The sequence below is a fragment of the Paraburkholderia sp. UCT70 genome (genome assembly GCF_050434085.1).
Lineage (GTDB): Bacteria > Pseudomonadota > Gammaproteobacteria > Burkholderiales > Burkholderiaceae > Paraburkholderia > Paraburkholderia tuberum.
In genome coordinates, this window is the sequence record NZ_JBNPVZ010000002.1 from 2,405,754 (window position 1) to 2,426,014 (window position 20,261).

Sequence of the window (20,261 nt, forward strand, 5' to 3'; positions counted from 1 at the left end):
AATTGATGTGGCTCGCCGATGCGTTGCGTAACTATGTGATTAGCTTTCGCGAACTCCTTCCGTACGATGAGTCGACTGATAGCTGCATTCGCTGTACGCGAGCGCGTCGAACAGAAAGCTGCCCAAAAGCTCCCATTGATCTCTGACCACGCGAAGATCGGAAGCTTTCAGCCAAGCTGTCACTGTCCCTGTTGCTACGCGCCTGCACGTCTTCAATATCTGTTTCATATTCCTGTTCATTTGCCGCGTACCGGATTTCGAGGAACATTCGCCGCTGCAGCATGCCGATGCGATTCTGCAATTTGATAGACTCGGTCAGAGATCCAGAATCAGGCGAGCCGATTTTGAGCGCGAACAACACGGAGTGAATCGATCCTTCTGGCGATGTTCTGCCTCGGTCAGGATCATGTCCCGATGGTCTGGATCGCCTCCCAGTATTCGCGTTACACAGGTACCGCAGACGCCTTGCTCGCAGGAAACGGGGATGTCAATTCCATGCTCTGCGAGAACCTGTACGACTGACTTCTCGACGGGAACTTCGAACACCTTTCCGGTACTGGCGATTTCAACCTCAAACCTGCCTGCGCTTTGATTTGCTGTGGGCACCGCGGCGGCAAAGTATTCCCGGTGCAGGTTCGTCTCCACCCAACCGAGATTCGTTGCGGTTCCCAGGACATGCTCGATGAATCCGCCAGGTCCGCACACGTACGCGTGTGTGGACGACTCGGGGCGACCAAGGACTCTTTCCGCGTTGAATTGCTGGTCAGCGGGCCCGTCATCAAGGTGGAATTGCACTCTCGAAGAAAATGACGAAGCGTTAATCTGGTCTGCAAACGCCGTTCGGCTCAGCGAACGGCTCGCGTAATGCATTTCGAATTGCGCCCCGACAATCGCAAGTCGGTGGGCCATACAAAGGATCGGGGTCACTCCGATCCCACCCGCAATCAAGATCGTTTTCTTTGCATCGCGCTTCAATTCGAAGAGATTTTTTGGCTTGCTGATCTCCAGAATCTGCCCTTCGTTCACAGTGTCATGCATGCAGGAAGACCCGCCCCGCGTTTTTGGGTCACGGAGCACCGCGATCAGATAGCGATGATTCTCCGCCGGCGAATTGCAGAGGGAATATTGCCGGACCATGTTATCCGGAAGATGTACATCGATATGAGATCCGGCACTGAACGGCGGCAGTCGATCGTCGCCCACCGGCGCCAGTTCGAAACTGGCGATCCCATCGGCCTCCATCAGTTTCTTTACCACTCTAACCGTAACATTGCCGTCCGACATGATTCGCATTCCTTATTTACTTAAATGCCTTCCCATGATGGAATAGGCGTTGCGCTATCTGGCGCCCTGGACGGTATCCAGGTCTAGAATTCCACCCGATTGCGTCCCTTCAGTCGCAAAAGACCTCGGGCCTCCTCTGGGGTCGCGACTCCAAGCGAAAGGGCTTCGATGATGGTCTTCACCCGCCTGACCTGTTCTGCATTTGTCTGGGCCAACTTACCTCGCCCTTCCCACAATGAGTCCTCGAGCCCGACGCGACAGTTGCCACCCATCGACGCAGAGAGGGCGCACACGCGCATTTGATGCGCTCCCGCTCCAAGCACTGACCACACGTAGTCGTTACCGAAGAGGCGATCAGCCGTCCGTTTCATTTGCAGAACGTCTTCTGCATGAGCCCCGATGCCGCCAAGAATTCCGAAGACCGACTGAATGAAGATTGGCGGCTCGAGAAGTCCCCGCTCAAGGAAGTGCGCAGCCACGTAAAGGTGGCCGATGTCATAGCACTCAATCTCGAATCGGGTATCGTTGTCGCGACATGACCCGAGGATGAACTCGATATCCTTGAATGTGTTGCGGAAGATGCGATCGTTGCTTCCTTCCAGGTACGGTCGCTCCCAGTCGTGCTGGAACTCCTTGAACCGATTGAGCATCGGATACAGACCGAAATTCATTGAGCCCATGTTTAACGAAGCGACCTCGGGCTTCAGTTGCAATGCCGGTTGCAGGCGCTCCTCGACGGACATCGTGGGAGCCCCCCCGGTAGTAAGATTGATGATCACGTCGCTAGCCGCGCTAATCTGCGGCAGAAACTGACTGAACATTTCCGGATCCTGGGTGGGGCGTCCATCGCGGGGGTCCCGGGCGTGCAGATGGACCATCGCGGCACCGGCCTTCGCTGCCTCAATTGCGGATGTGGCGATCTGCTCAGGCGTGACTGGCAGATATGGCGACATTGAAGGGGTATGGATGGAGCCTGTAATCGCGCAGGTGATGATGACTTTGTTCATTTTCAGTTCGTGACTCTGGGTTCGGCCGATCGGAAAAAACGTCAGGCAGCGAGAAAGGCGAGCGCCGCGCGCTGGAAAACATCCGACTCCGGCAGGTGAAGGTGATCCACGCCCGGCACCAGCTCAACCTGGCATCGCGGAAAAACCTCGGCCAGAGGTTCGAGTGGAAGCGCAATTGAATCGCGATCTCCGCAGACAAGCAGCGTTTCGCAGCCGACGCTGGAAATCGCCTTCGACGACAGCACCGGGTTTGGCGACCGACGCAGGCATGCGGCGACCGACAGCGGGTCGTTGCCCGCTGAAATTGCGTATTCGACAAGCGCTTTGACACCTGCAGGGGTATCTTGCGTAACGCCCTGCTCCAGTGCAGATGCGACCACGTCGCCCAACTTTTCGGGGGCAAATACGTTACCGCCCAGCCCGGCGAGCACGAGTCGGCTGAACGTTCCCGGTGAGCGTCTTTCGATTTCGAGCAAGAGCTTCGCGCCGAGCGAATAGCCAACGCCGTACATTGCCCCGGAATCCGGAAGGTCCAGGCTCACCGATTTTGCGAGGTCTGCATAGTCGGCGGGGTCGCCTGAAGGCCTGGAGCGTCCATGACCCGGCAGGTCGACAGCGATAGGTTCCATGCCGGCGGCCTCCAACCTGCTTACGAAACCAGTCGCGCGCCATACCTTGTCGTAGGATCCTCCCCAGCCATGGAGCAGCAAGACCTTGGGGGCCCGTCTTGAGTTATTGGACACAATTTGCTCCTCAGATTACTGCGCGCCTCGGAATCGATTTCGCTAATGGACATCTGAAAAAACGTCGAGCCACATCTTCCAGCTACCAGACGTCGTTTTTCGAATCAGCGGGCGTGCACGATACCGACGCCGACAGCGAGCGTGGTGTTCGGCGAGTAGAAGTCCACGGTCAACATTGAGCGGTCGTCAAATTCCTGGGCGGCCGCGACTGCCGCGATCCATTGCCTGATTTCACTTCCGCCGTAGCCCGCCGCCTTGAGGACATCCGCGTCGGTCCAGGTGTCGAAGACTGTGAGGTCGCCGCTTGTAAGTGCGGTGAGAAATTTCTTATCCCAGTCTTCGTTGATCCAGGACGCGTGAAAGCTGCCGTCAAGCAGTTGGTCACTCAGTTTATCCATCCCGGTGCCGATGTCGGTCATCCACTTCTCGCGCGACAGGGTCCCTTGTTTGCCCCCGGATACGATGTAGTCGCGCACGACGTCGGTTGGAGCCGTGTCGTATTGAGGGAAGATAAAGTCGGTTTGATGCGAGAGTCCGCCTGAACCGAGAAATGCGACCCGCTTATTCAGCGTTCGTGCAAACCGGCCGATTTCCGCGCCAATCTGACGGCAGCGCCGAAACGTCGGACGTGGGTCGGCAATGGTGTTGATGTGAATAGGCAACACAGGCTTCGCGTCCAGTTCGCCGAGAAAATGATGGAGCACATTGGAGAAACCGTGGTCGACTTCCATTGCATACGACGTGGCAACGTCAAAGTCCCGGTCTACCAGATGTGCTGCGGCGGCCGACGCCACGTCGCGCGGAATATCGAGCCGACCGGGGTAGCCGCCGCAATCGTTGAGCGCTGTGGCAATCTGTCCGACGACAAATTGCGGCATCAGGTTCAGATGGATGCCATCGTAATGGTCACCGCCGAACACGATTACCAGCTCGGGATCGAACTCCTTGAATTCCCGGACCCGTTCGTCATAGACTTCCCAGAAGTCCCGATTGGCATGGCGCCCCTGGACCGTAACCAACGGCACGTGCGGAACACACGCCAGATAACCCTGTGCGTTTCGGCTGGTGTTTTCTTGATTGATCATCTCAGTCTCCGTTACTGTCATTTCTAACGAGCAAACTTCGCCGCTCCCGGCCCGACAAAGATCGGGTGGATGCTGCGACGCTCAAACAACCATTCCCCTTCGGGACCCCTGATACACACGTCGCTGACGTCGGCAATAGTCGACGGGAGGTCCGAGGCGATCGGTAGCTCTCCATGCCCCGCAAAGACGACCAGGACAGAGGTAAGCGTTGCGTGCTCGGCGTCATGAACGCTTACATCAAGTCCGCTTACGACATGTCGTGTCTGTCGCTTCGTTCGCACGTTGTCTTCGTTGCGCGCAGCGAAGAATTCCTGAATCGCCCGGCGTCCTTTCAGTTCCATCGAGCCAAGCTGCAGTATTCCGCTCTCGGTGAAAAGACTGCCCGCGTCGGTGTCATTGCGACGATCGGCACATGCCCAGTAAGCAGCGTCCAACCCGATAAGTTCGAAGGTGTCGCTCGGTGTTGCCATAACGTGCCTCTGATAAAAAGTTCTGTTCCTCGGGTGAATCCTGATCGCAGCCCGTTGGCCGACTGGTCGGAACTCCACGGGTTAATGTTGCTTAGCGTCCAGACGTTCTCGCGCATCATTGAGATGTCTGCGCAGGAAAGCGGACGCTCCGCGAATCGCTCGCCAGCCTTCCTCGAGAACGGGTGCGAACGACTGCCACACGTGCGGCATGTTTGGCCAGACCTCGAGACAAACCGCCACGCCTTGCGCTCCGGCCCGGGAAGCCAACCGAACGGAGTCATCAAGCAGGATCTCGGCGGATCCTGCCTGGACAAGGAGCGGTGGAAAGCCCTCAAAATCGGCGCCAAGTGGCGACGCAAGTGGATCTGAAACCGCTGCACCACCTAGGTAGGCTTGCACGCATCCCAGCAGCATCTGGGAATCGAGCATCAGATCCTCAGCCTGCTTGGACACCACCGTATTTCCCTGTAGCGAAAGGTCAATCCATGGCGAAAACAGGACGGCAGCGGCGGGCATCGGCAGATCCCGATTGCGCGCCACTGAAAGCGCCGCCAGGACCAGGCACGCACCGGCAGAGTCGCCAGCCATGACAACAGCCGATGCAGGCGTGCCGTTGCTCAACAACCATTCATAGGCGTCGGCTGCATCCTCGACCGCGGCCGGATATGGACTTTCTGGCGCCAACCGGTAATCGACAATGAGCACCCGCGCCTGGGCGTCCTCCGCGATTGCACCGGCCAGACCACGAAACCCTTCCGCATCGCCAAGTACAAATCCGCCCCCGTGCAGATAGAGCATGACTTCGCGCTGGCTTGCGCTCGAGGGTGTGCCCTGAATCATCTGCAACGCGGGCTTGTCGATGCGTGCGACTTCTACCCGGTCGAACCGCATTGCCTCCGGCAAGGGAAATTGCCGGTTTCGCTCATTTACAGCGTGCCGGAGATCCTCCAGCGATCCGGTTGGGCGACCGCGGAACTCTGTCAGAAGTGACTGCACCATTTCCAGTTGGGAACGATTCATTGTCTCGCCATATTCTGTGGTTCAACCGATTCGCCAAAGTGCTGCGCGAGCGGTTATGCCAGCTCCGTCGTTTCAAGTGAGTCCGCCGCTTCTTTCTTCAGCAGGTTGTCAAGAACCCACAACAGCTTGCCAGGGCCGGCGTCATGAACAATGCTGACCTCTCTGGCATCGGGCCGATCTTTCATGTTGCGATGCTGACCTTCCAGCATCTCCTTGTCTTCAACAAACGCGGCGTTGACCGCCTCGTACAGCATGTCGCTCATGCCCGGGCCATCCGTTGACACGTTTGAACCCCACGAGTAGTAGTAGTCCACCCAATCTTCGTCGCGAGGCGTAATCGCCTGGCAGGTGTAGCTGTCGAGTACCAGGTTGCCGTCTGAGGGTCCCTCGGTGGCCGAGCCCGCAGTCCATACCTGAAAATGCAGAATGAAATTGCACGGTACCGTCATCTGCACCTCAAAGTTCAGGTCGAAGAGCATGTCGGGCGGAAAGAGATGTTGAGCAAAGACCGGCGCGGGAACACTACGAACCCAGAATTTGGAGTCGACCCCGCGAGGCGTAATGGTGTGTTCGGGGCGTACTTTTGTGTACCCGTCGGTACCGCCGAAGGTATTGCGATGGACCCATGTGAGATGGCTCAGGTCCATCAGGTTTGCGATCTCGAGACGGTAGTTCGCGTTTACACTGACCTTGGACGTCTTGATGTTCCACTGCGGATCACTCGGGCCGACGGCAAAGCAGATCACTTCCGGGTCCGCCTTCGCCGGATCGCCCATCCATACCCAGATCCAGTTGTGTTTCTCGACCACGGGGAACGTCCGTACACACGCTTTTTCGGGGATTCTTTCCTGGCCGGGGATTTCGGTGCACACGCCGTCCGGACCGAACTTCATTCCGTGATACATGCATCGAATCGAATCACCCTCTTTCTGCCCAAGGTGAAGCGGCGCCTGCCTGTGGCAGCAACGGTCCTCCATCGCCACCACCGCGCCGTCGGGCTTGCGATATAACACCAGGGGTTCACCGGCGATACGACGGCTCAGCAATGCATTCTTGCCCTGGCTCACTTCATAATCCCAGCCCGCGCAGTACCAGCTATTCCGAAGGAACATGTTTGTCTCCATTTAGATGTTGGCCGGGGTGACCGTCACCGGCCTTTCGTGCTTGCTTGATGGCAAGTCTATAAAAGTGAATCAGGTCCCGCTCCCTCCTTTGGGGAGGGAGCCTCCAATACGCAGACCAGGAATAACCCGATGATCAAGCGTCACGCCCCAAGAAGCTTGCATCCACGGCGACGCCTGTGAGATCGTTCGCGTCTGTTGGCGAGTTCCGATCGCAAACTTCGAAAAACGTTGGAACTTTGGCTTGCAAGCCGTCACCTGAGCGGTGAGAGCGGCTGCGGGCGACTCCCTCAGTCGTGAAGCGGCCAGGCCGTCCAGATTCCGGGTTGTCGTTGTATGGAAGTAGGTCCAAAATCAACGACTGCCATCAAACCTGCGTGTGTCAATAGAGCCCACAAGGCACTAGCGGGAAGAAACATTAAGGGGCAGATCGCACAGACGGCCGAAGAAAGTCATAGGCTTGAAACCGAACGTGCGACTGGAGACACGAATGCAGTTACCGGAAATCACCGGCCTGTCGACGATCGACACCAAGCTCCTGCCCCCGACGCAGAAGCGTCAGTTACTGAAGCGCGAAAGGCTTATGCGCGAATTCAGCCAGCACCGGCTGCGTCGGCTCGTCCTGATTACAGCGCCGGCTGGTTATGGCAAGACCAGCCTGCTTGGCCAGGTCATCGAAAGCCTGGCGGTCCAACGCTACCCGGTCGCATGGATCAGCATTGACCAGGACGACAATGATCTGATGCGGTTCTTCGCGCATTTGTGGAAAGCGGTGAGCACCGCCCTTGGTGACCGCAATACATTCCAGAGTCTTGTTGTCTTGCAAGGCGTGAGCGCAGGTTACCTTCCGCCTGCCGCCACTCTGAAGGCAGAGCTCCTGAACCTGTTGGCTTCCCTGAAACAGGATCTATATTTATTCTTCGACGATTTTCATCTCATCGAGAACCCCGGCGTTCTCGAGCTTGCCAGTGCGATCCTGCTTGCTCCCCTCAACCGACTGCATGTTATTGTTGCCGCGCGTCACGTTCCGAAGCTGCCCATCCCGCGTTTGCGCGCCTTAGGGGAATTGCATGAAATCACAACCGACCACCTGGCGTTTTCAAACGAAGAAACAACTGCGTTGATTGACGCCGCTGGCGGGATTTGTGTATCGCCAGATCAGGTGAAGCGACTTCGCGAAAAGACGGAAGGATGGGTCGTCAGCCTGCAGCTCGCGACGTTTGCAATACAGAGCACGGGTGACACCGAAGCCTTTATAAGAGAGTTCACCGGTGCGGACCGCGACGTGGGTGATTTCCTCATGGAGGAAGTCGTCAAGTCCCTACCCGACGAGATGCACGAGTTTCTGATCGCTACCTCCATACTTGACAGATTCAGCGCAGAACTGGCCGATGCCGTCCTGTTGCGGAAAGACAGTCGTTTGAGAATTGACCGGCTTGAGTCGCAGAACATGTTTCTGTTTTCTCTCGACCGCGAAAGGGTCTGGTATCGGTACCATCACCTCTTTTCTGAGCTCTTGCGTAAGCGGTTGCGGGATAGCTCCTGCGATGCTCTGATTCCTGAGTATCACAGACGCGCGTGCACCTGGCTGGAAAGTCGCGGACACATCACGGACGCCGTACGACACGCGTTCGCATGCGGCGATCTGGACCGTGCCGGCGACCTCCTGGACACTGCCAGCACAAGTTTGTTTGCTGCAGGCCAGGCGTCGACCTTGCATGCTCTTGCTTCAAGGCTTCCTGCAGCCATTTTGAATAGACTGCCGCGTCTTCAGCTCGAACTGGCATGGACAAACGAAATTCAGTGGCGGTTCGAGGAGGCACGGGAGGAAATCAGCAACGTTCGGTCACAGCTGGCGCGCGACCTTCAGCGTTCCGATGAAGCCGAGGTGCGCCTTGCTTCGCCTGAGGCCGCCGTAAATCTCCATGCAAAACTTGAGCATCGCAACATCATGCTCAAGGTCTTCACCGACGACCTTAACGAGATGGAGACCGCCGGTACCGTCTGGAACACAACGTTCGGCCGCAGGGATCACTTCATGAGCGCATCAATCGCTACCGCCATGATGCTGGCTCGTCGGGAACACTACGTCTGCGATCTCACGCAGGCCGAGTCGGATGACATTCGTCGAGAACTTGTTGAGGGACGGGCCGTGTATGGAAACGTCTTCCTGGATACTGTGGTAGGTGGGACCTACTTCATGCGCGGCGAACTAGGTCTAGCTGAAAAATCCTTGCGGCAAGCTCGCGAGTTAGCCAGTCGACTTCACGGTGAGCACTCGCTGCTTTCGGCGATGCCCAGCACCCAGCTCGCGCAAATACTCTACGAAAAAGGCGAGTTAGACGAAGCACGGACGTTGATCGATGAATGCACTGATCTTTCGCCAGTATTCGGAATTCCTGACTCCGTCATTGCCAGACAGTTGACCACGGCACGTCTCGCCGTGTCCGACGGTAATGATCAAGCGGCCCACTCTGCGCTGGACGCGGCAACCCTCATTGCCGATAGGTACAACATCCCGCGACTTCATGCTCGTGTTCTCGCTGAGCGAATGCGCCTTCTTATTGCAGACGGTAAGTCCCGCGAAGCTGAGCTCCTCGCATCGCACCCACGATATGTGAAAGGACTGCAGGACGTCTCGCCGTCAGGACGCGTTGACACGACAAAGGAACAGTTCGCTATCGCCATGGCACTTCTCGAGGGAGAGAAAGGAAACTTGCCGCAAGCCATAACTCTTGTTCGTCGCTGGGTCAGTTGGGCGCGAGACCGACGGTGCCTGCGGTCCGCCATACGTCTGTCGATCCTTCTTGCGAAGCTGCAATACCGCTCCGGAGAGGTTTCTGCCGCGCGTCGCAGCATGCTCGATGCGCTGGAATGGGGCTTGAAAGGCCCATTCGTTCAGACCTTCATAGACGAGGGCTCCATTGTCGCGAAGATCATTGACGAAATCTCCGCATCTGCGGTTCCCATGGCCTCGGCAACTTCTGAGTACTTCCGCCGCCTACAACACGCGTTCGGCAGAGACAGTTCGCCAGATCAGATTGATCTTGATGCGTCCGCGGAACCTGTGGAACAGTCAGCTTCACTTTCTGACAGAGAGAGGCAAATACTTGACTTGGCTTCGAGGAATTATGGAAACGATGAGATTGCGGTAGCTTTGAGTCTGGCCCAAAGTACGATCAAATGGTACTGGAGACGCATCTTCGAAAAACTCGGCGTGCATAAAAAGACCGCGGCGATGCGATTGGCCAGGCAGAAGGGAATCATTACGTGAACGAGGCTTGTTGCGGTTGCTCGTGCCATAGCGCGAAGCCTGGATGTTCTGCTAGTAGAGACCCCGGGTCGAAAAAAGCAGGGATGAATACAGCAATGAAGGTCGGACCATGACCGCTCGCTCGCGGCCACCGTCCATAGCAAGCAGGTAACCGGCCACTCACCGAACCTGAACGAATGTCTCAAAGTGGCCGGTCACTGCCCCATGCAAGCGGCATACGCACGCCGAGGCGCGCCATGCATCGACCGGTTGAATCCGCCACCCGTTTGGGCCATTCAGATTCAATGACCCAACGTCTGTTGCTCCCTCATGAGCGGACGTGCACAAACGAATAGAGAGAGATCGCTCCTGGCCGGTCGATCCGCGCTGTGAATAGTGGAGAAATGGCCTCGGAAAGCACTGCCACCAAGGTTGCAGGATCAGCTCCAATGCTCCGCTATCGAAATGCGGGCGGAGCACACCCTCGAAAATGTGAATGACGCCCACCCCTGCTACGGCAGTACTGATTGCGAGCTCAACTGCCGCGCCGGGCCTGACTACGGGTGGCCCCGGAGGATCCAGCCGCACTATCTCGCCGTCCCGCTCAAAATCCCGGGTCGGCGTCGCGCCCCCGGCGAACGGGCCACGCAAGCATGCGTGGCACAGCAGGTGGGTGTTCCTGCAACGGCGTCCCCCGCGGCAAAGGCGGGCAGCCCGATCGAGCCGGCAAAGCGTTGCTAAACGCCCCAGCCGTTTGGCGGGCCACGCAGACGTCACCGGGGAGGCACGCACCGACTGACGCAATCGCCGCGGAATTGCTTACGGCGACCGCGTCGTGCAGCAAGCAACGCGAATGCGTTACTCCCGGTCGTCCTCTGCCGGTACGAAGGCCATGCCGTGCGGACTGACCAGATTGGTCACCAATGGAAGGAGCGCTCCGCTGCGCAAATCGAGTTGGCCGACATAACCCGGCACTGGCGGCGTAGTAGTGGCTACGCCCGTGGACGCCGAGAATGCCGCGTTGCGCTGCCAGACGTCAGCACTGATCTTGTATACCGTGTTTGCCTTCGTGTCGGCCACCAGCAGGAAGCCCCGTCGGGCAGTGGCGAATACCGTGTCGTCAACCTGCACGTGGCCGAGAAGTGGAAGATATTGCACTCGCGGTTCACCGCCGGACGAGCGCAAGAGGACAAGCTGACCATCTCCCTGATCATCGAGCAGTAGATCACCCGACGGCGTCAGCGTCATCGAATCCGGATCGGTCAGGTTGAGGTCTGCCACCGTGTCAAACGGAATGTTGCTGGCGTCAAGTGTGCCGCGCAATACCGGAAAGACGTCGACCATGTGGGTGTTTGGATTAAGGTGCGCGCGGACAATTGCAGGACCCCTATTCTGGCCGCTGCTGTTAAGGGTGGGATTGGACGCGCTGAAGTAGGCCTGACCATCCTTGAACACGATGTCATCGTAACCGCCACCGTGCAGCGTCTTGCCAAAGGAATAGGGCTTGGATGCTTGGCCGGTCGCGGGGGTTATTATGACCAGGTTCGGATTCGCATCCTCATTCTGCATCGCCCAGATCTCACGAGTGTACGGATTGACCTTCAGGCCATCGTTGTGTCCCGCCACTTCATAAGTCTTCACGACACGGCCGTCCAGGCCGTATTCAACAATCTCGCTCATCGCGCCATTCGAGCCATCCGGTGCGCCGGTGTTTGCATAGCCGACCCAGACGTGATCATCGAGCACGGCTAGTGAGTCTGGTGCGCTGAACAACCCACCGGAACCAGTCGTGAAGACGCTTAAGCTAAAACCCGGAGTGACCACCGGCTTCGCCGAGGTTTGCGCGTCGGCGCCGCCAGCCGCGAAACAAATTGCGATGAACGCGGTGCGACTGAAAATGCGGCTTATTGTGTAGACAGGTCGAATGCTCGGCATGTTCGTCTCCTGAAACGTGTACACGGTTTGGGAAAGCGCGAGGCGCAGAGTGGACTCCCCGAAGCTGACTTGATGAATGGCGGGGTATGAAACGTGATAGGTCGAAAATGTGACTGTATGGTGACGCCAGCGGCGCCGAGCGTCGTGCCCGTGAGCCGTCCCTACTCGCGGGAAGCAGCCCATACGGGAGCCCCGAATGGCCGGCCGGGGACCGGGCTTGTTGTGGAGTTGTTACATATCGGCCACCGTGCCGGGGTCCTTTCTCTATGAGTCGGCTTCGGCGCAGCTACACCAACCGAATTTGCATACTTTCCAGGAAGGAAAACTGCGACACGCGGCCCCGGGTCCATGCAGACACGCGTCGGCGCTAGTATGCGCCGTATCGTCGCTGCAAAGAGACCGACCTTTGCCCGCGTTCCGCGACCGGCCGGTATGGCCAAATCAACGGTCGTTAGGCGCCGTTTCGCGACTGTCCTTTCGTGGCCGAATTCGGGCAAGACTGTGCGTCGCGCATGCCACTACATGAGAGCACTTGAGCAGGACCATTGATGCCCGGGTTGCAACGTAAATCGATTTCGATTCCGCGCGGATCGCAAATCGGCTTACCGATTTCTTATCAAAATGAGGCCAGCAGGCAAACCTTATCGGAGCCCGGGAGCCCCGCGTCGTCGGCAGAAGCTTCTTGGCTCGGCCCGCATGTCGCCGCGTCGCTAGTCGGCCAGGACGGCGTCATAATCATGCGGCCGCCCTGTGACCCTCGCATCATCGGCCGCGAAATCAGTCGGGCCGACACGTTCAGGCAGTTCCGTGCGGCCACGCGGGCAGCTTCACCGACACCCGGCCTTGACCCCGTATCCTTTAAGCGTCGCATAAGCATCGTCGAGTGTCTCTGCAGGCTTGATGTCATTTTTATGACATCCTAAGCGATCGCCTTATTCCAAAAAACAAAGGATCGCCGATTTGACCTTTCATCCACCGTTGCCTAGAACGTTGGAGGTAATCGAATCGGGCCGCGTTTGCTACACGCGTCCGGTTCCCTCAGGGCACTTCAACCGTGGCGCGGGAGACTCGAGATGGCACAAGGATTCACAGGGGCGACATTCGCGAAGGCACGCCGGCAAGTCGGCGATCCGGTTTCACCGGCCGCACCCCATCCGCGCTTCGAGGCGCTGCCCGCTTATACCGGCACGGGCAGTGACCTCGTGCTGATGCTCGAATCAATCTTGCCCGGGATCACCGCCAAGGCGTCCAAGGCGGGCAAGCTCGTCTTTCATTCGCTCGGCGACACCGGCGGCATTCACGGCACCGAAACCCAAACTGCGATCTCGGACGCGATGGAAGCCCAGATTAGCAACGCCGCGCAAGGCAGCGCGCCCGGGTTCTTCTATCATCTGGGCGATGTCGTGTACTTCAACGGCATGAGCACGCACTACATCGAGCAGTTCTATGAGCCGTATCAGTACTACGACGCACCCATCTTCGCCATTCCGGGCAATCACGATGGCGACACTCAGACGCGCCCGGGCGACGAGAGCGATAATGAGCCCTCGCTGTATGGCTTCATGAAGAACTTCTGCAGCGTGACCTCGCAGCCTTTCTTCAAGTACCGCTCCACGATGACGCAGCCCTACTGCTATTGGGCGCTGGACGCGCCGTTCGTCCAGATCATCGGCGCGTACTCGAATGTAGACGGACTCCTCGATGCGCGCGGATCGAACGCCCAATTGAACTGGCTGGTACAACGGCTTAAAGCCGCGCCGCAGGACAAGTGGGTCATCCTGGCGGTCCATCACCCATGCTACTCGCTCGACTCGGTTCACGGCGGCTATGAGGAGACACTGAACACGCTCGACAAGGCGTTCGAGACGAGCGGGCGTACGGCGGACGCGGTCTTCTCCGGTCACGTGCACAACTCCCAGCGCTTTTCGCGCAAGCTCGGTAACAACGAGATTCCATACGTCATCGCAGGCGCGGGCGGTTACGCCAACACCCAGCGGGCGATGCACAAGCTGCAGACGGGGCTGGAAAACGTGCAACTACCGTATGCGACCAAGTCGGAGGGCGTCTCGCTCCAGTTCGCCGACGACAAGAACTCGGGGTTCCTGCGCGTTACGGCGAGCCCGTCGGCACTGGTAGTGGACTATTTCTCGGTGTCGTTCGACTCGCCGGCGAAGGTCGCGAGCGCACCCGTCGACTCAGTGACCATCAAAGCCCCGGCCAAAACGAAGATGAAGGCTTGACGCTGGGTCCTTCCATGCATGGACGAGGCGCGAAGTTGCCGTCGCCCGCGGCCTTGAAAGTGCTGCCGGCGTGGACCACACGCCGGGCAGCACTTCGCCGAAGGCCGCGCGTTTTCGCGGCTGCTGAGCTGCGAATGTTTGAGCAAGGCGCGCTCTGCATCGATATCGTCGCCCGCCGCACTGATTCCAGAGCGGTTCGATGCGAGATCGGTCGGTGCGAAGAGGAACTCCGCGCCCCAAAAGTGGCGGATCACTCTGACACCTCGCCCAAATGCGTTCAGCATACCTACTGCCGCCTTGCATCGGTTTCAGTTCAGCGGGCCGGCGTAGCAAACTGGAGTCGCCGCCGCCGACCTGGAATCGGGTCCGGTCAACACCGGACGTCGGCAGGCTCCGGCTCCTGACGTGCCGACGTGTCGCGAGCGAGCACGTGTAGCGGCAGTTGCCAGAGTCACAAGGGCAAGCCGGTTCCAGCGATCCCGCCTGGAACGGCGAGGCGAAATCCACTATCGTGTCAGTAGAGGTGCATTGCAGGCGTGCAGGGTCGCTGGGCGAGATGTCTCGCCCGATGCCGCCGGCGACGATCGCAGGACCGAGGCTGTCCTCTGGAGCGCTGCGCGGCGCTGCTGGCTTGTTAGCCGTCGAAGGACTGCACGCTCAATGCGCTCACGGTCGGTCGATCACGGATGGAGGTGTCTTATGGGCACTAAAGGTCTGCTCGTCAGGTTGGAAGTCAAGGCCGGCTACGACGACGCCAGGGCGGAAGACGTCCTGCGTTCGGCTCTCGCGATGGGTCGGGCGGAAGCCGCAACGACCGCGTGGTTCGCGATCAGATTCGGGCGATCGGAGTACGGCATCTTCGACGTGTTCCCAGACGATGCCGGCCGCGAGGCGCATCTGGCGGGGCCAGTTATACAAACGCTGTTGGATGCCGGCGGCAGCGTGTTTGCCGGGGCGACGCGGATTCAGGAGATCGAGGTCCTAGCCGACAAGTTGCCTGCAAGATCATCGGGCGAGCCGGTCACGAAGGCGCTGCTCCTCACGTTCAAGGCAAAGCGCGGGCCATGAGGCGCAGGTCGCGCAGTTCCTTCGCGACGCGCAAGCACTCGTGGAGCAGGAACCCAAGACCGTTGCCTGGTTTGCCATCCGCCTTGACGACAGTCACTTCGGCATCTTTGACGTCTTCCCCGACAACGGCGGTCGGTTTGCGCACTTGACGGGTCATGTTCCTCGGGAACTCGCCAAGCATTCGCTGTCATTGCTGGGCAGCGTGCCGGATATCGCAATGCTCGACGTGGTCGACGCAAAATGGGCCGACCAGTCTGCGGGGGCGCGGTGAACGGTCAAGCAGACGGCGAACGATGCCTGATAGGGAACCTTCCCCAAAGGTCGGAATCTGCCTCCGGTCGTATCGTCAGGGACAGCGCAAACAGACTTACAGTGAATATCGCGTCGCGCGGCGGTACCCGGCCCCGAAGGTTTTCAGGCAAGACCGTCTGTGTTCGACCCTGAGCCGACGGTGGACCCAGCAGCACATATTCGACAGCGTCCAAACTACAGCGGCCATTCACTCCTGCCAGTCGCTCGGCGGGTCATCGGCCGAAGTGGCCATGGCCGAGATTGGCCGCGAGTCACGGCTAACGTCCGCTCCTAAACCGCTATTATCGATGTTCGCCCTAAAGGAGAACAACCGATGAGCCGACCAGATTTCATCAAACACTGGACTGAACTCGAAGAACCGGATGCGCATTCCTATCGCGCCGATACCGAGCTAATGGCGCTAGACGCGCCGCTTTCCGCCGCACTCGGCATTACGCGTATTGGCATTCATCATGTGAGGCTTCTGCCCGGCCGGCGGACGTCATATCCGCACGCCGAAAGTACCGAGCAGGAGTTTGTGTACGTGCTCGAGGGCAAGCCCGATGTCTGGATCGACGGCGTGCTGCATCCCATTGCTGAAGGCGATTCCGTCGCGTTTCCGGCAGGCACCGGAATCTGCCACACCTTCATCAACAATACGAAGGACGAAGTCAGGCTGATGGTGATCGGTGAACGTCCGCGCGACGACAACCGTGTTCGTTACCCGCTCAACGAAGCGCACGAACTTACCCGCGCGGACCGCTGGGTGGACTGGCCCGCTAGACCACTCGGCGACCATAACGGGATGCCGGACTGAAGCTTACGCGGATGACCGCAATGGCCGATGAAGCACAATTCGTCCTCGCGAATTGAATGGCCGCTTGCTGGGGCGGATTCAACCGGTCGATGCAACACAATGAACGTCGCATGAGCGGCGGGAGTGTTGCAAATGAAACAGAGGCGCCGGATCTATTACAGCGAAAGCCAGAAGGCATTGATGTGGGAACGCTGGCGCAAAGGCGAGTCGTTGCAGCACATCGCCCAGCTATTTGACCGCAATCACTCGTCAGTACAGGGAATTCTGGCGCAAACTGGAGGAATCCAGCCTGCACCCCGCCAGCGATCCAGGCTGGCGCTGACGCTTGCCGAACGCGAGGAGATTTCGCGAGGCCTCGTCGCGGGTGATTCGATTCAGGCAATCGCCCGGCGACTGTCGCGATCACCGTCCACGGTCTGTCGCGAGATCAAGCGCAACAGTGGGCAGGGCGGCTATCGGGCCAGCCACGCCGACCAGCTGGCATGGGATCGGTCGCTGCGCCCGAAAGTCTGCAAACTGGTCGAGCACCGGAAGCTGGCTCATATCGTGGCCGACAAGCTCCAGTTGCAGTGGTCGCCCCAGCAGATTGCTGGATGGCTCAAACGCGCCTGGCCAGGCAACGAGGACTACCACGTGTCACACGAGACCATCTACCGCAGTCTTTTCATTCAGGCACGGGGTGCACTGAAGAAAGAACTGCTGGAGCATTTACGGCGCACCCGGGCCATGCGCCGCTCGCGCCATCACACCCAGAAAACGGACGATCACGGCAGAATCCGCGAAGCGGTATCAATCAGTGAACGCCCCGCCACCGTGGAAGATCGCGCGGTGCCGGGACACTGGGAAGGCGATCTCCTGTGTGGCAGTGGCGGTAGCCAGATTGCAACGCTTGTAGAGCGTCAGACGCGCTATGTGATGCTGGTGAAGATCGCCAGCAAGGACAGCGAAACAGTAGTCAATGCGCTCATCAGACATGCCGGAAAGCTGCCGAAGGAGCTGTATAAATCGCTTACCTGGGATCGGGGATCAGAGATGGCGAACCACAAGCAGTTCACCATCGCCACGGACATTGCCGTGTACTTCTGCGATCCGAAACACCCCTGGCAACGGGGCTCGAATGAAAACACCAATGGCCTGTTGAGACAATACTTCCCGAAAGGCATCGATCTGTCGGTCTACTCACAGGCCAAACTCAATGCCGTGGCTCGAAGGCTGAACGAGCGTCCAAGGAAGACACTGGATTACGAAACGCCGGCTGAACGGTTCCATCGAACTATTGCATCGACCGGTTGAATCCGCCGGGTGGATCCGACATCCGAACGTCCGCGCAACGGTGCGGGCGAATGACGCTTCATGGCCGGCTTCTGCCCGATGACGCCACATGCAAACTGCCGGGCGTCCAACCCCACGTGACGTAGCAGCTGAACCCCTAATGCCACGAAAGCTGGATGCGGTCTGGCGGTTGTGGCCGGCGGGTCGTCCGGCGACAATTCTCCCCCTCGCTGAAAGGCTGCGGTAACGGCAGTTAGCGTGGGAAAACGGCTAGGCAAGCGCCGGCCACCGTCTGGACATCACAGATTGGCGGCAGAACGACCGCGCTGTCGCAGTTGATACGACTCAGCCAAGAGCGGCGATCGTCAATGACACGAGCAGCCTGCTGTGGCGCTCTGGATCCGCAGTCGCCGCCTCAGTTGCCGCGAAGCGACCCTTATCCGTGCCCTGTCACGAACTTTTTCGTCGCGTGATAGCCGTGCCTTGTTGCATCGGCAACGGCATGGCCGGCCTCCTTCGCACCGTGGCCGACCGCGTGCGCGGCGTCGCGCACAGCATGCCCGCTCTTCTTTACTGCCGTCTTGACATCGTTCTTGAACTCGTGGGCACCAGTAGCCAGGCTCGCATGCGCCAGCGGGCTGAGCACGGCCAACACGAACAGAATGATCGAAATTCTCGCCTTCTTCATCATTTTAGTTTTCCCACATAAAATTGGTGCGCACGATAGTCAGCCGGACAAGCGGGCGGGGCGCGGTCATACTGGATGCGAGCGGCGTTCTCAAGCTCCGGGCAGCCGGGATGCCACCCGGTCGACATCTAACGGCAAAGATCTCCGCTCAGATACGCAGCCACTGGCACTGTCAGTCCGAAGCCATGCAATTCCTCCGGCGTTGCCAGATGCGCGGCGACAATCTCGCGATTATCGATCCGCAGCTCGGGTAGGCGATCGAGGTGTAGTTCGAAGAAATGCACCCGGTCTCGTCGTCCGTCCCAGGCGCCGCAGACGCTGCCCACCGGGAGCAATGTGTACGACGACAGACCAATTTCCTCTTCCATTTCGCGCTGCGCGGCTGCCTCGGGCGTCTCTCCGGGATGGACACTTCCTCCCGGAAGATTCCAAGCGGTCCGGTACGATGCTTTCACGAGCAACAGCGACTGCCCGACATAGATTGCGACAAGCGCGCCCTGATGGCTGGGTCGTCGAAGGTGCCACCAGACACGAGCAAGCGGATATCCGATGCGAAGTGCCATACGCCAGACAAAGTCGATGATCATGGAACCGTAGTTTAGGCAGCGTTTGATCTTGCTCAGGATAGCGATTGTCGGCAATTCCGAGGCGTATGTCGACCGGCGTCGATGGCCGGCCGCTGCCGATCACGCGTACCTGGCTTGCCATCAGCTTTTAGAACTTAAGGAACAAATCGTCGATCGAATACGGTAATGCCAGTTCGGGCATTTCGTGCCTTTTGAAATACCGGGTGTCCTTGGTTTCGGTGTCGGTAGGAATTCCGGAACCGCCAGTGATCTTGCACTGAAACAACGTCGCAACGTATTCAACCTGATCGCCATGGGATACGTGTACCGGAATGCTCGGCCGCCGAAGACGCCGAGAATGCCATGAATGCGGATGGCGTATCCGGTCTCTTCCATCACCTCCCGGGCAATTGCTTCTTGGGGGCTTTCACCCAGTTCAATTCCCCCAGCTGGCAAACTCCAAGCCTCATCCGAAGATTTCTCTTGCAAGAGATGTCTGCCCTCGTGATCGTGAATCACGGCCCCAACCGACGGGCTCAGTATCAAACCATTACCGACCTTCTGTCTCAACCAACCGATGTAGCTCTCGTCATTCAAAATGCCACCCGCATAGGAGAGTCGAACCGTTGAGATGGAAAACCGAACCTCGGCATCGGAGGCGATTGTCGCGGATCTGAACGGCCTTGTCGAACGGCCGAAAGTGGCCGCGCGGTGACATCCGAGTCAGTCCTCGATTTCTCTATCTCAGCCGGGTTGAAGGTGCTGGCACTCCGTTTGGAACCAATAGTCGACCAGGCGCTGTGCCGCTTGTAGATCATCCGGGTAATACGGATCATCAAACCACGGTGACGGGTCGTAGCCCGCTTTCCTCAAGGCAGCGAGTTCGCTTTGGTGCTGCGCCATCGTAGGGGGCGCGTTTGTCTTGAGCGCCGCCAGGTCGCGGCACTCTGTCGGAGTGAGGTGCGGCCCGGTATACGGCATGCCACTAGCGACACAGCCGGCGAGCAAAATCACCAGAGCGGGAAGTATTGACCGTATTCCAGACCGATTTCTCATAGTACGTCTCCTTCCCTGCGCCGCGCCGTGAACCAACTCGTAGTGCACGCTTGCCGCTGCGTGTGGGCGGAAAATGCTCGCCTTCGACGCATGTCACTTCGAAGCCGGAGCCGGCGTCGTCCTCTCTCACCACCTTGTAGATGCCAGACGTCTGAACCTTCTCGCCCGGTTTGTGCCCTTCGGCCCTATCACGCTCCTTCGATTGATCCGCCGCAGGGCAGCAAGCATCGTTCCTTCCGGCTACCGCGGAGGTTGGTCAGCTAGGCGCGCCGCGAATAGGATCGCGCGAGGTTCGCATCGGCGGAGTCTCGGTCCTCGAGAGTCGCTCTTCGACCCACAACCGTC

General features: G+C 58.7%; 18 protein-coding genes. 6 read left to right on the forward strand and 12 right to left on the reverse strand.

The annotated features are described in order from the left end of the window. Positions 1-315: 315 nt before the first annotated feature. The 7 genes from OKW41_RS13385 to OKW41_RS13415 form a co-directional block, all read right to left on the reverse strand. A complete protein-coding gene (locus OKW41_RS13385) occupies positions 316-1,284 on the reverse strand; it encodes a PDR/VanB family oxidoreductase (protein ID WP_429572798.1) in 969 nt (322 codons plus the stop codon). A gap of 83 nt (positions 1,285-1,367) precedes the next feature. Beyond that, positions 1,368-2,291, reverse strand: coding sequence for a 3-keto-5-aminohexanoate cleavage protein (locus OKW41_RS13390; protein ID WP_429572799.1), 924 nt, complete (start codon positions 2,289-2,291; stop codon positions 1,368-1,370). A 41-nt stretch (positions 2,292-2,332) separates the two neighbouring features. Continuing rightward, positions 2,333-3,034: an alpha/beta fold hydrolase gene (locus OKW41_RS13395; RefSeq protein WP_429572800.1), complete on the reverse strand. Its 702-nt coding sequence runs from the start codon at positions 3,032-3,034 to the stop codon at positions 2,333-2,335. 104 nt (positions 3,035-3,138) lie between these two features. Further along, positions 3,139-4,119 (reverse strand): hypothetical protein, encoded by a 981-nt coding sequence (locus tag OKW41_RS13400; protein WP_429572801.1) that lies wholly within the window; start codon positions 4,117-4,119, stop codon positions 3,139-3,141. A gap of 23 nt (positions 4,120-4,142) precedes the next feature. Next, positions 4,143-4,589 carry a nuclear transport factor 2 family protein gene (locus OKW41_RS13405; RefSeq protein ID WP_429572802.1) on the reverse strand — a complete coding sequence of 149 codons (447 nt, stop codon included), beginning with the start codon at positions 4,587-4,589 and terminating at the stop codon, positions 4,143-4,145. A gap of 81 nt (positions 4,590-4,670) precedes the next feature. Continuing rightward, complete coding sequence (locus OKW41_RS13410) at positions 4,671-5,609, reverse strand: alpha/beta hydrolase (RefSeq protein WP_429572803.1); 939 nt, start codon at positions 5,607-5,609, stop codon at positions 4,671-4,673. Between the two features lie 53 nt (positions 5,610-5,662). Next, the gene (locus tag OKW41_RS13415) at positions 5,663-6,721 is read right to left on the reverse strand and encodes a Rieske 2Fe-2S domain-containing protein (RefSeq protein WP_429572804.1); all 1,059 of its coding nucleotides are present in this window, start codon (positions 6,719-6,721) and stop codon (positions 5,663-5,665) included. A gap of 499 nt (positions 6,722-7,220) precedes the next feature. Here OKW41_RS13415 and OKW41_RS13420 point away from each other — a divergent pair, with 499 nt between their 5' ends. Beyond that, positions 7,221-10,004, forward strand: coding sequence for a LuxR C-terminal-related transcriptional regulator (locus tag OKW41_RS13420; RefSeq protein WP_429572805.1), 2,784 nt, complete (start codon positions 7,221-7,223; stop codon positions 10,002-10,004). A gap of 837 nt (positions 10,005-10,841) precedes the next feature. Here the strand turns inward: OKW41_RS13420 and OKW41_RS13425 are convergent. After that, complete coding sequence (locus OKW41_RS13425) at positions 10,842-11,918, reverse strand: hypothetical protein (protein ID WP_429572806.1); 1,077 nt, start codon at positions 11,916-11,918, stop codon at positions 10,842-10,844. Positions 11,919-12,991: 1,073 nt separating this feature from the next. Here OKW41_RS13425 and OKW41_RS13430 point away from each other — a divergent pair. From OKW41_RS13430 to OKW41_RS13450, 5 genes are all read left to right on the forward strand, one after another. Next, positions 12,992-14,158 carry a metallophosphoesterase gene (locus OKW41_RS13430; RefSeq protein WP_429572807.1) on the forward strand — a complete coding sequence of 389 codons (1,167 nt, stop codon included), beginning with the start codon at positions 12,992-12,994 and terminating at the stop codon, positions 14,156-14,158. A 699-nt stretch (positions 14,159-14,857) separates the two neighbouring features. Beyond that, complete coding sequence (locus OKW41_RS13435; RefSeq protein WP_429572808.1) at positions 14,858-15,226, forward strand: putative quinol monooxygenase; 369 nt, start codon at positions 14,858-14,860, stop codon at positions 15,224-15,226. A 40-nt stretch (positions 15,227-15,266) separates the two neighbouring features. Continuing rightward, positions 15,267-15,497: an antibiotic biosynthesis monooxygenase gene (locus OKW41_RS13440; protein ID WP_429572809.1), complete on the forward strand. Its 231-nt coding sequence runs from the start codon at positions 15,267-15,269 to the stop codon at positions 15,495-15,497. Between the two features lie 354 nt (positions 15,498-15,851). Then, positions 15,852-16,334 (forward strand): cupin domain-containing protein, encoded by a 483-nt coding sequence (locus tag OKW41_RS13445; RefSeq protein ID WP_429571241.1) that lies wholly within the window; start codon positions 15,852-15,854, stop codon positions 16,332-16,334. A gap of 132 nt (positions 16,335-16,466) precedes the next feature. Continuing rightward, positions 16,467-17,627: an IS30 family transposase gene (locus OKW41_RS13450; protein ID WP_429572810.1), complete on the forward strand. Its 1,161-nt coding sequence runs from the start codon at positions 16,467-16,469 to the stop codon at positions 17,625-17,627. 415 nt (positions 17,628-18,042) lie between these two features. Here OKW41_RS13450 and OKW41_RS13455 read toward each other — a convergent pair whose 3' ends face one another. The 4 genes from OKW41_RS13455 to OKW41_RS13470 all read right to left on the reverse strand — a co-directional run bounded on the left by OKW41_RS13455 (position 18,043) and on the right by OKW41_RS13470 (position 19,916). Continuing rightward, positions 18,043-18,294, reverse strand: a complete 252-nt coding sequence (locus OKW41_RS13455) for a hypothetical protein (RefSeq protein ID WP_429573408.1) — start codon at positions 18,292-18,294, stop codon at positions 18,043-18,045. A 128-nt stretch (positions 18,295-18,422) separates the two neighbouring features. Continuing rightward, on the reverse strand, positions 18,423-18,881 hold the full coding sequence (locus OKW41_RS13460) for an NUDIX domain-containing protein (protein ID WP_429572811.1): 459 nt from the start codon (positions 18,879-18,881) through the stop codon (positions 18,423-18,425). 120 nt (positions 18,882-19,001) lie between these two features. Then, positions 19,002-19,457, reverse strand: coding sequence for an NUDIX domain-containing protein (locus OKW41_RS13465; RefSeq protein ID WP_429572812.1), 456 nt, complete (start codon positions 19,455-19,457; stop codon positions 19,002-19,004). Positions 19,458-19,604: 147 nt separating this feature from the next. Further along, positions 19,605-19,916 carry a DUF4148 domain-containing protein gene (locus tag OKW41_RS13470; RefSeq protein WP_429572813.1) on the reverse strand — a complete coding sequence of 104 codons (312 nt, stop codon included), beginning with the start codon at positions 19,914-19,916 and terminating at the stop codon, positions 19,605-19,607. Positions 19,917-20,261 lie beyond the last annotated feature (345 nt).

What these genes read in the sequence shown, in the direction of transcription:
- OKW41_RS13425 (WP_429572806.1), bottom strand. Translation starts at nt 11,918, where the DNA reads ATGCCGAGCATTCGACCTGTCTACACAATAAGCCGCATTTTCAGTCGC.
- OKW41_RS13470 (WP_429572813.1), bottom strand. Translation starts at nt 19,916, where the DNA reads ATGAGAAATCGGTCTGGAATACGGTCAATACTTCCCGCTCTGGTGATT.
- OKW41_RS13450 (WP_429572810.1), top strand. Translation starts at nt 16,467, where the DNA reads ATGAAACAGAGGCGCCGGATCTATTACAGCGAAAGCCAGAAGGCATTG.
- OKW41_RS13420 (WP_429572805.1), top strand. Translation starts at nt 7,221, where the DNA reads ATGCAGTTACCGGAAATCACCGGCCTGTCGACGATCGACACCAAGCTC.
- OKW41_RS13385 (WP_429572798.1), bottom strand. Translation starts at nt 1,284, where the DNA reads ATGTCGGACGGCAATGTTACGGTTAGAGTGGTAAAGAAACTGATGGAG.
- OKW41_RS13445 (WP_429571241.1), top strand. Translation starts at nt 15,852, where the DNA reads ATGAGCCGACCAGATTTCATCAAACACTGGACTGAACTCGAAGAACCG.
- OKW41_RS13390 (WP_429572799.1), bottom strand. Translation starts at nt 2,291, where the DNA reads ATGAACAAAGTCATCATCACCTGCGCGATTACAGGCTCCATCCATACC.
- OKW41_RS13455 (WP_429573408.1), bottom strand. Translation starts at nt 18,294, where the DNA reads ATGAAGAAGGCGAGAATTTCGATCATTCTGTTCGTGTTGGCCGTGCTC.
- OKW41_RS13410 (WP_429572803.1), bottom strand. Translation starts at nt 5,609, where the DNA reads ATGAATCGTTCCCAACTGGAAATGGTGCAGTCACTTCTGACAGAGTTC.
- OKW41_RS13430 (WP_429572807.1), top strand. Translation starts at nt 12,992, where the DNA reads ATGGCACAAGGATTCACAGGGGCGACATTCGCGAAGGCACGCCGGCAA.
- OKW41_RS13405 (WP_429572802.1), bottom strand. Translation starts at nt 4,589, where the DNA reads ATGGCAACACCGAGCGACACCTTCGAACTTATCGGGTTGGACGCTGCT.
- OKW41_RS13460 (WP_429572811.1), bottom strand. Translation starts at nt 18,881, where the DNA reads ATGATCATCGACTTTGTCTGGCGTATGGCACTTCGCATCGGATATCCG.
- OKW41_RS13435 (WP_429572808.1), top strand. Translation starts at nt 14,858, where the DNA reads ATGGGCACTAAAGGTCTGCTCGTCAGGTTGGAAGTCAAGGCCGGCTAC.
- OKW41_RS13400 (WP_429572801.1), bottom strand. Translation starts at nt 4,119, where the DNA reads ATGATCAATCAAGAAAACACCAGCCGAAACGCACAGGGTTATCTGGCG.
- OKW41_RS13415 (WP_429572804.1), bottom strand. Translation starts at nt 6,721, where the DNA reads ATGTTCCTTCGGAATAGCTGGTACTGCGCGGGCTGGGATTATGAAGTG.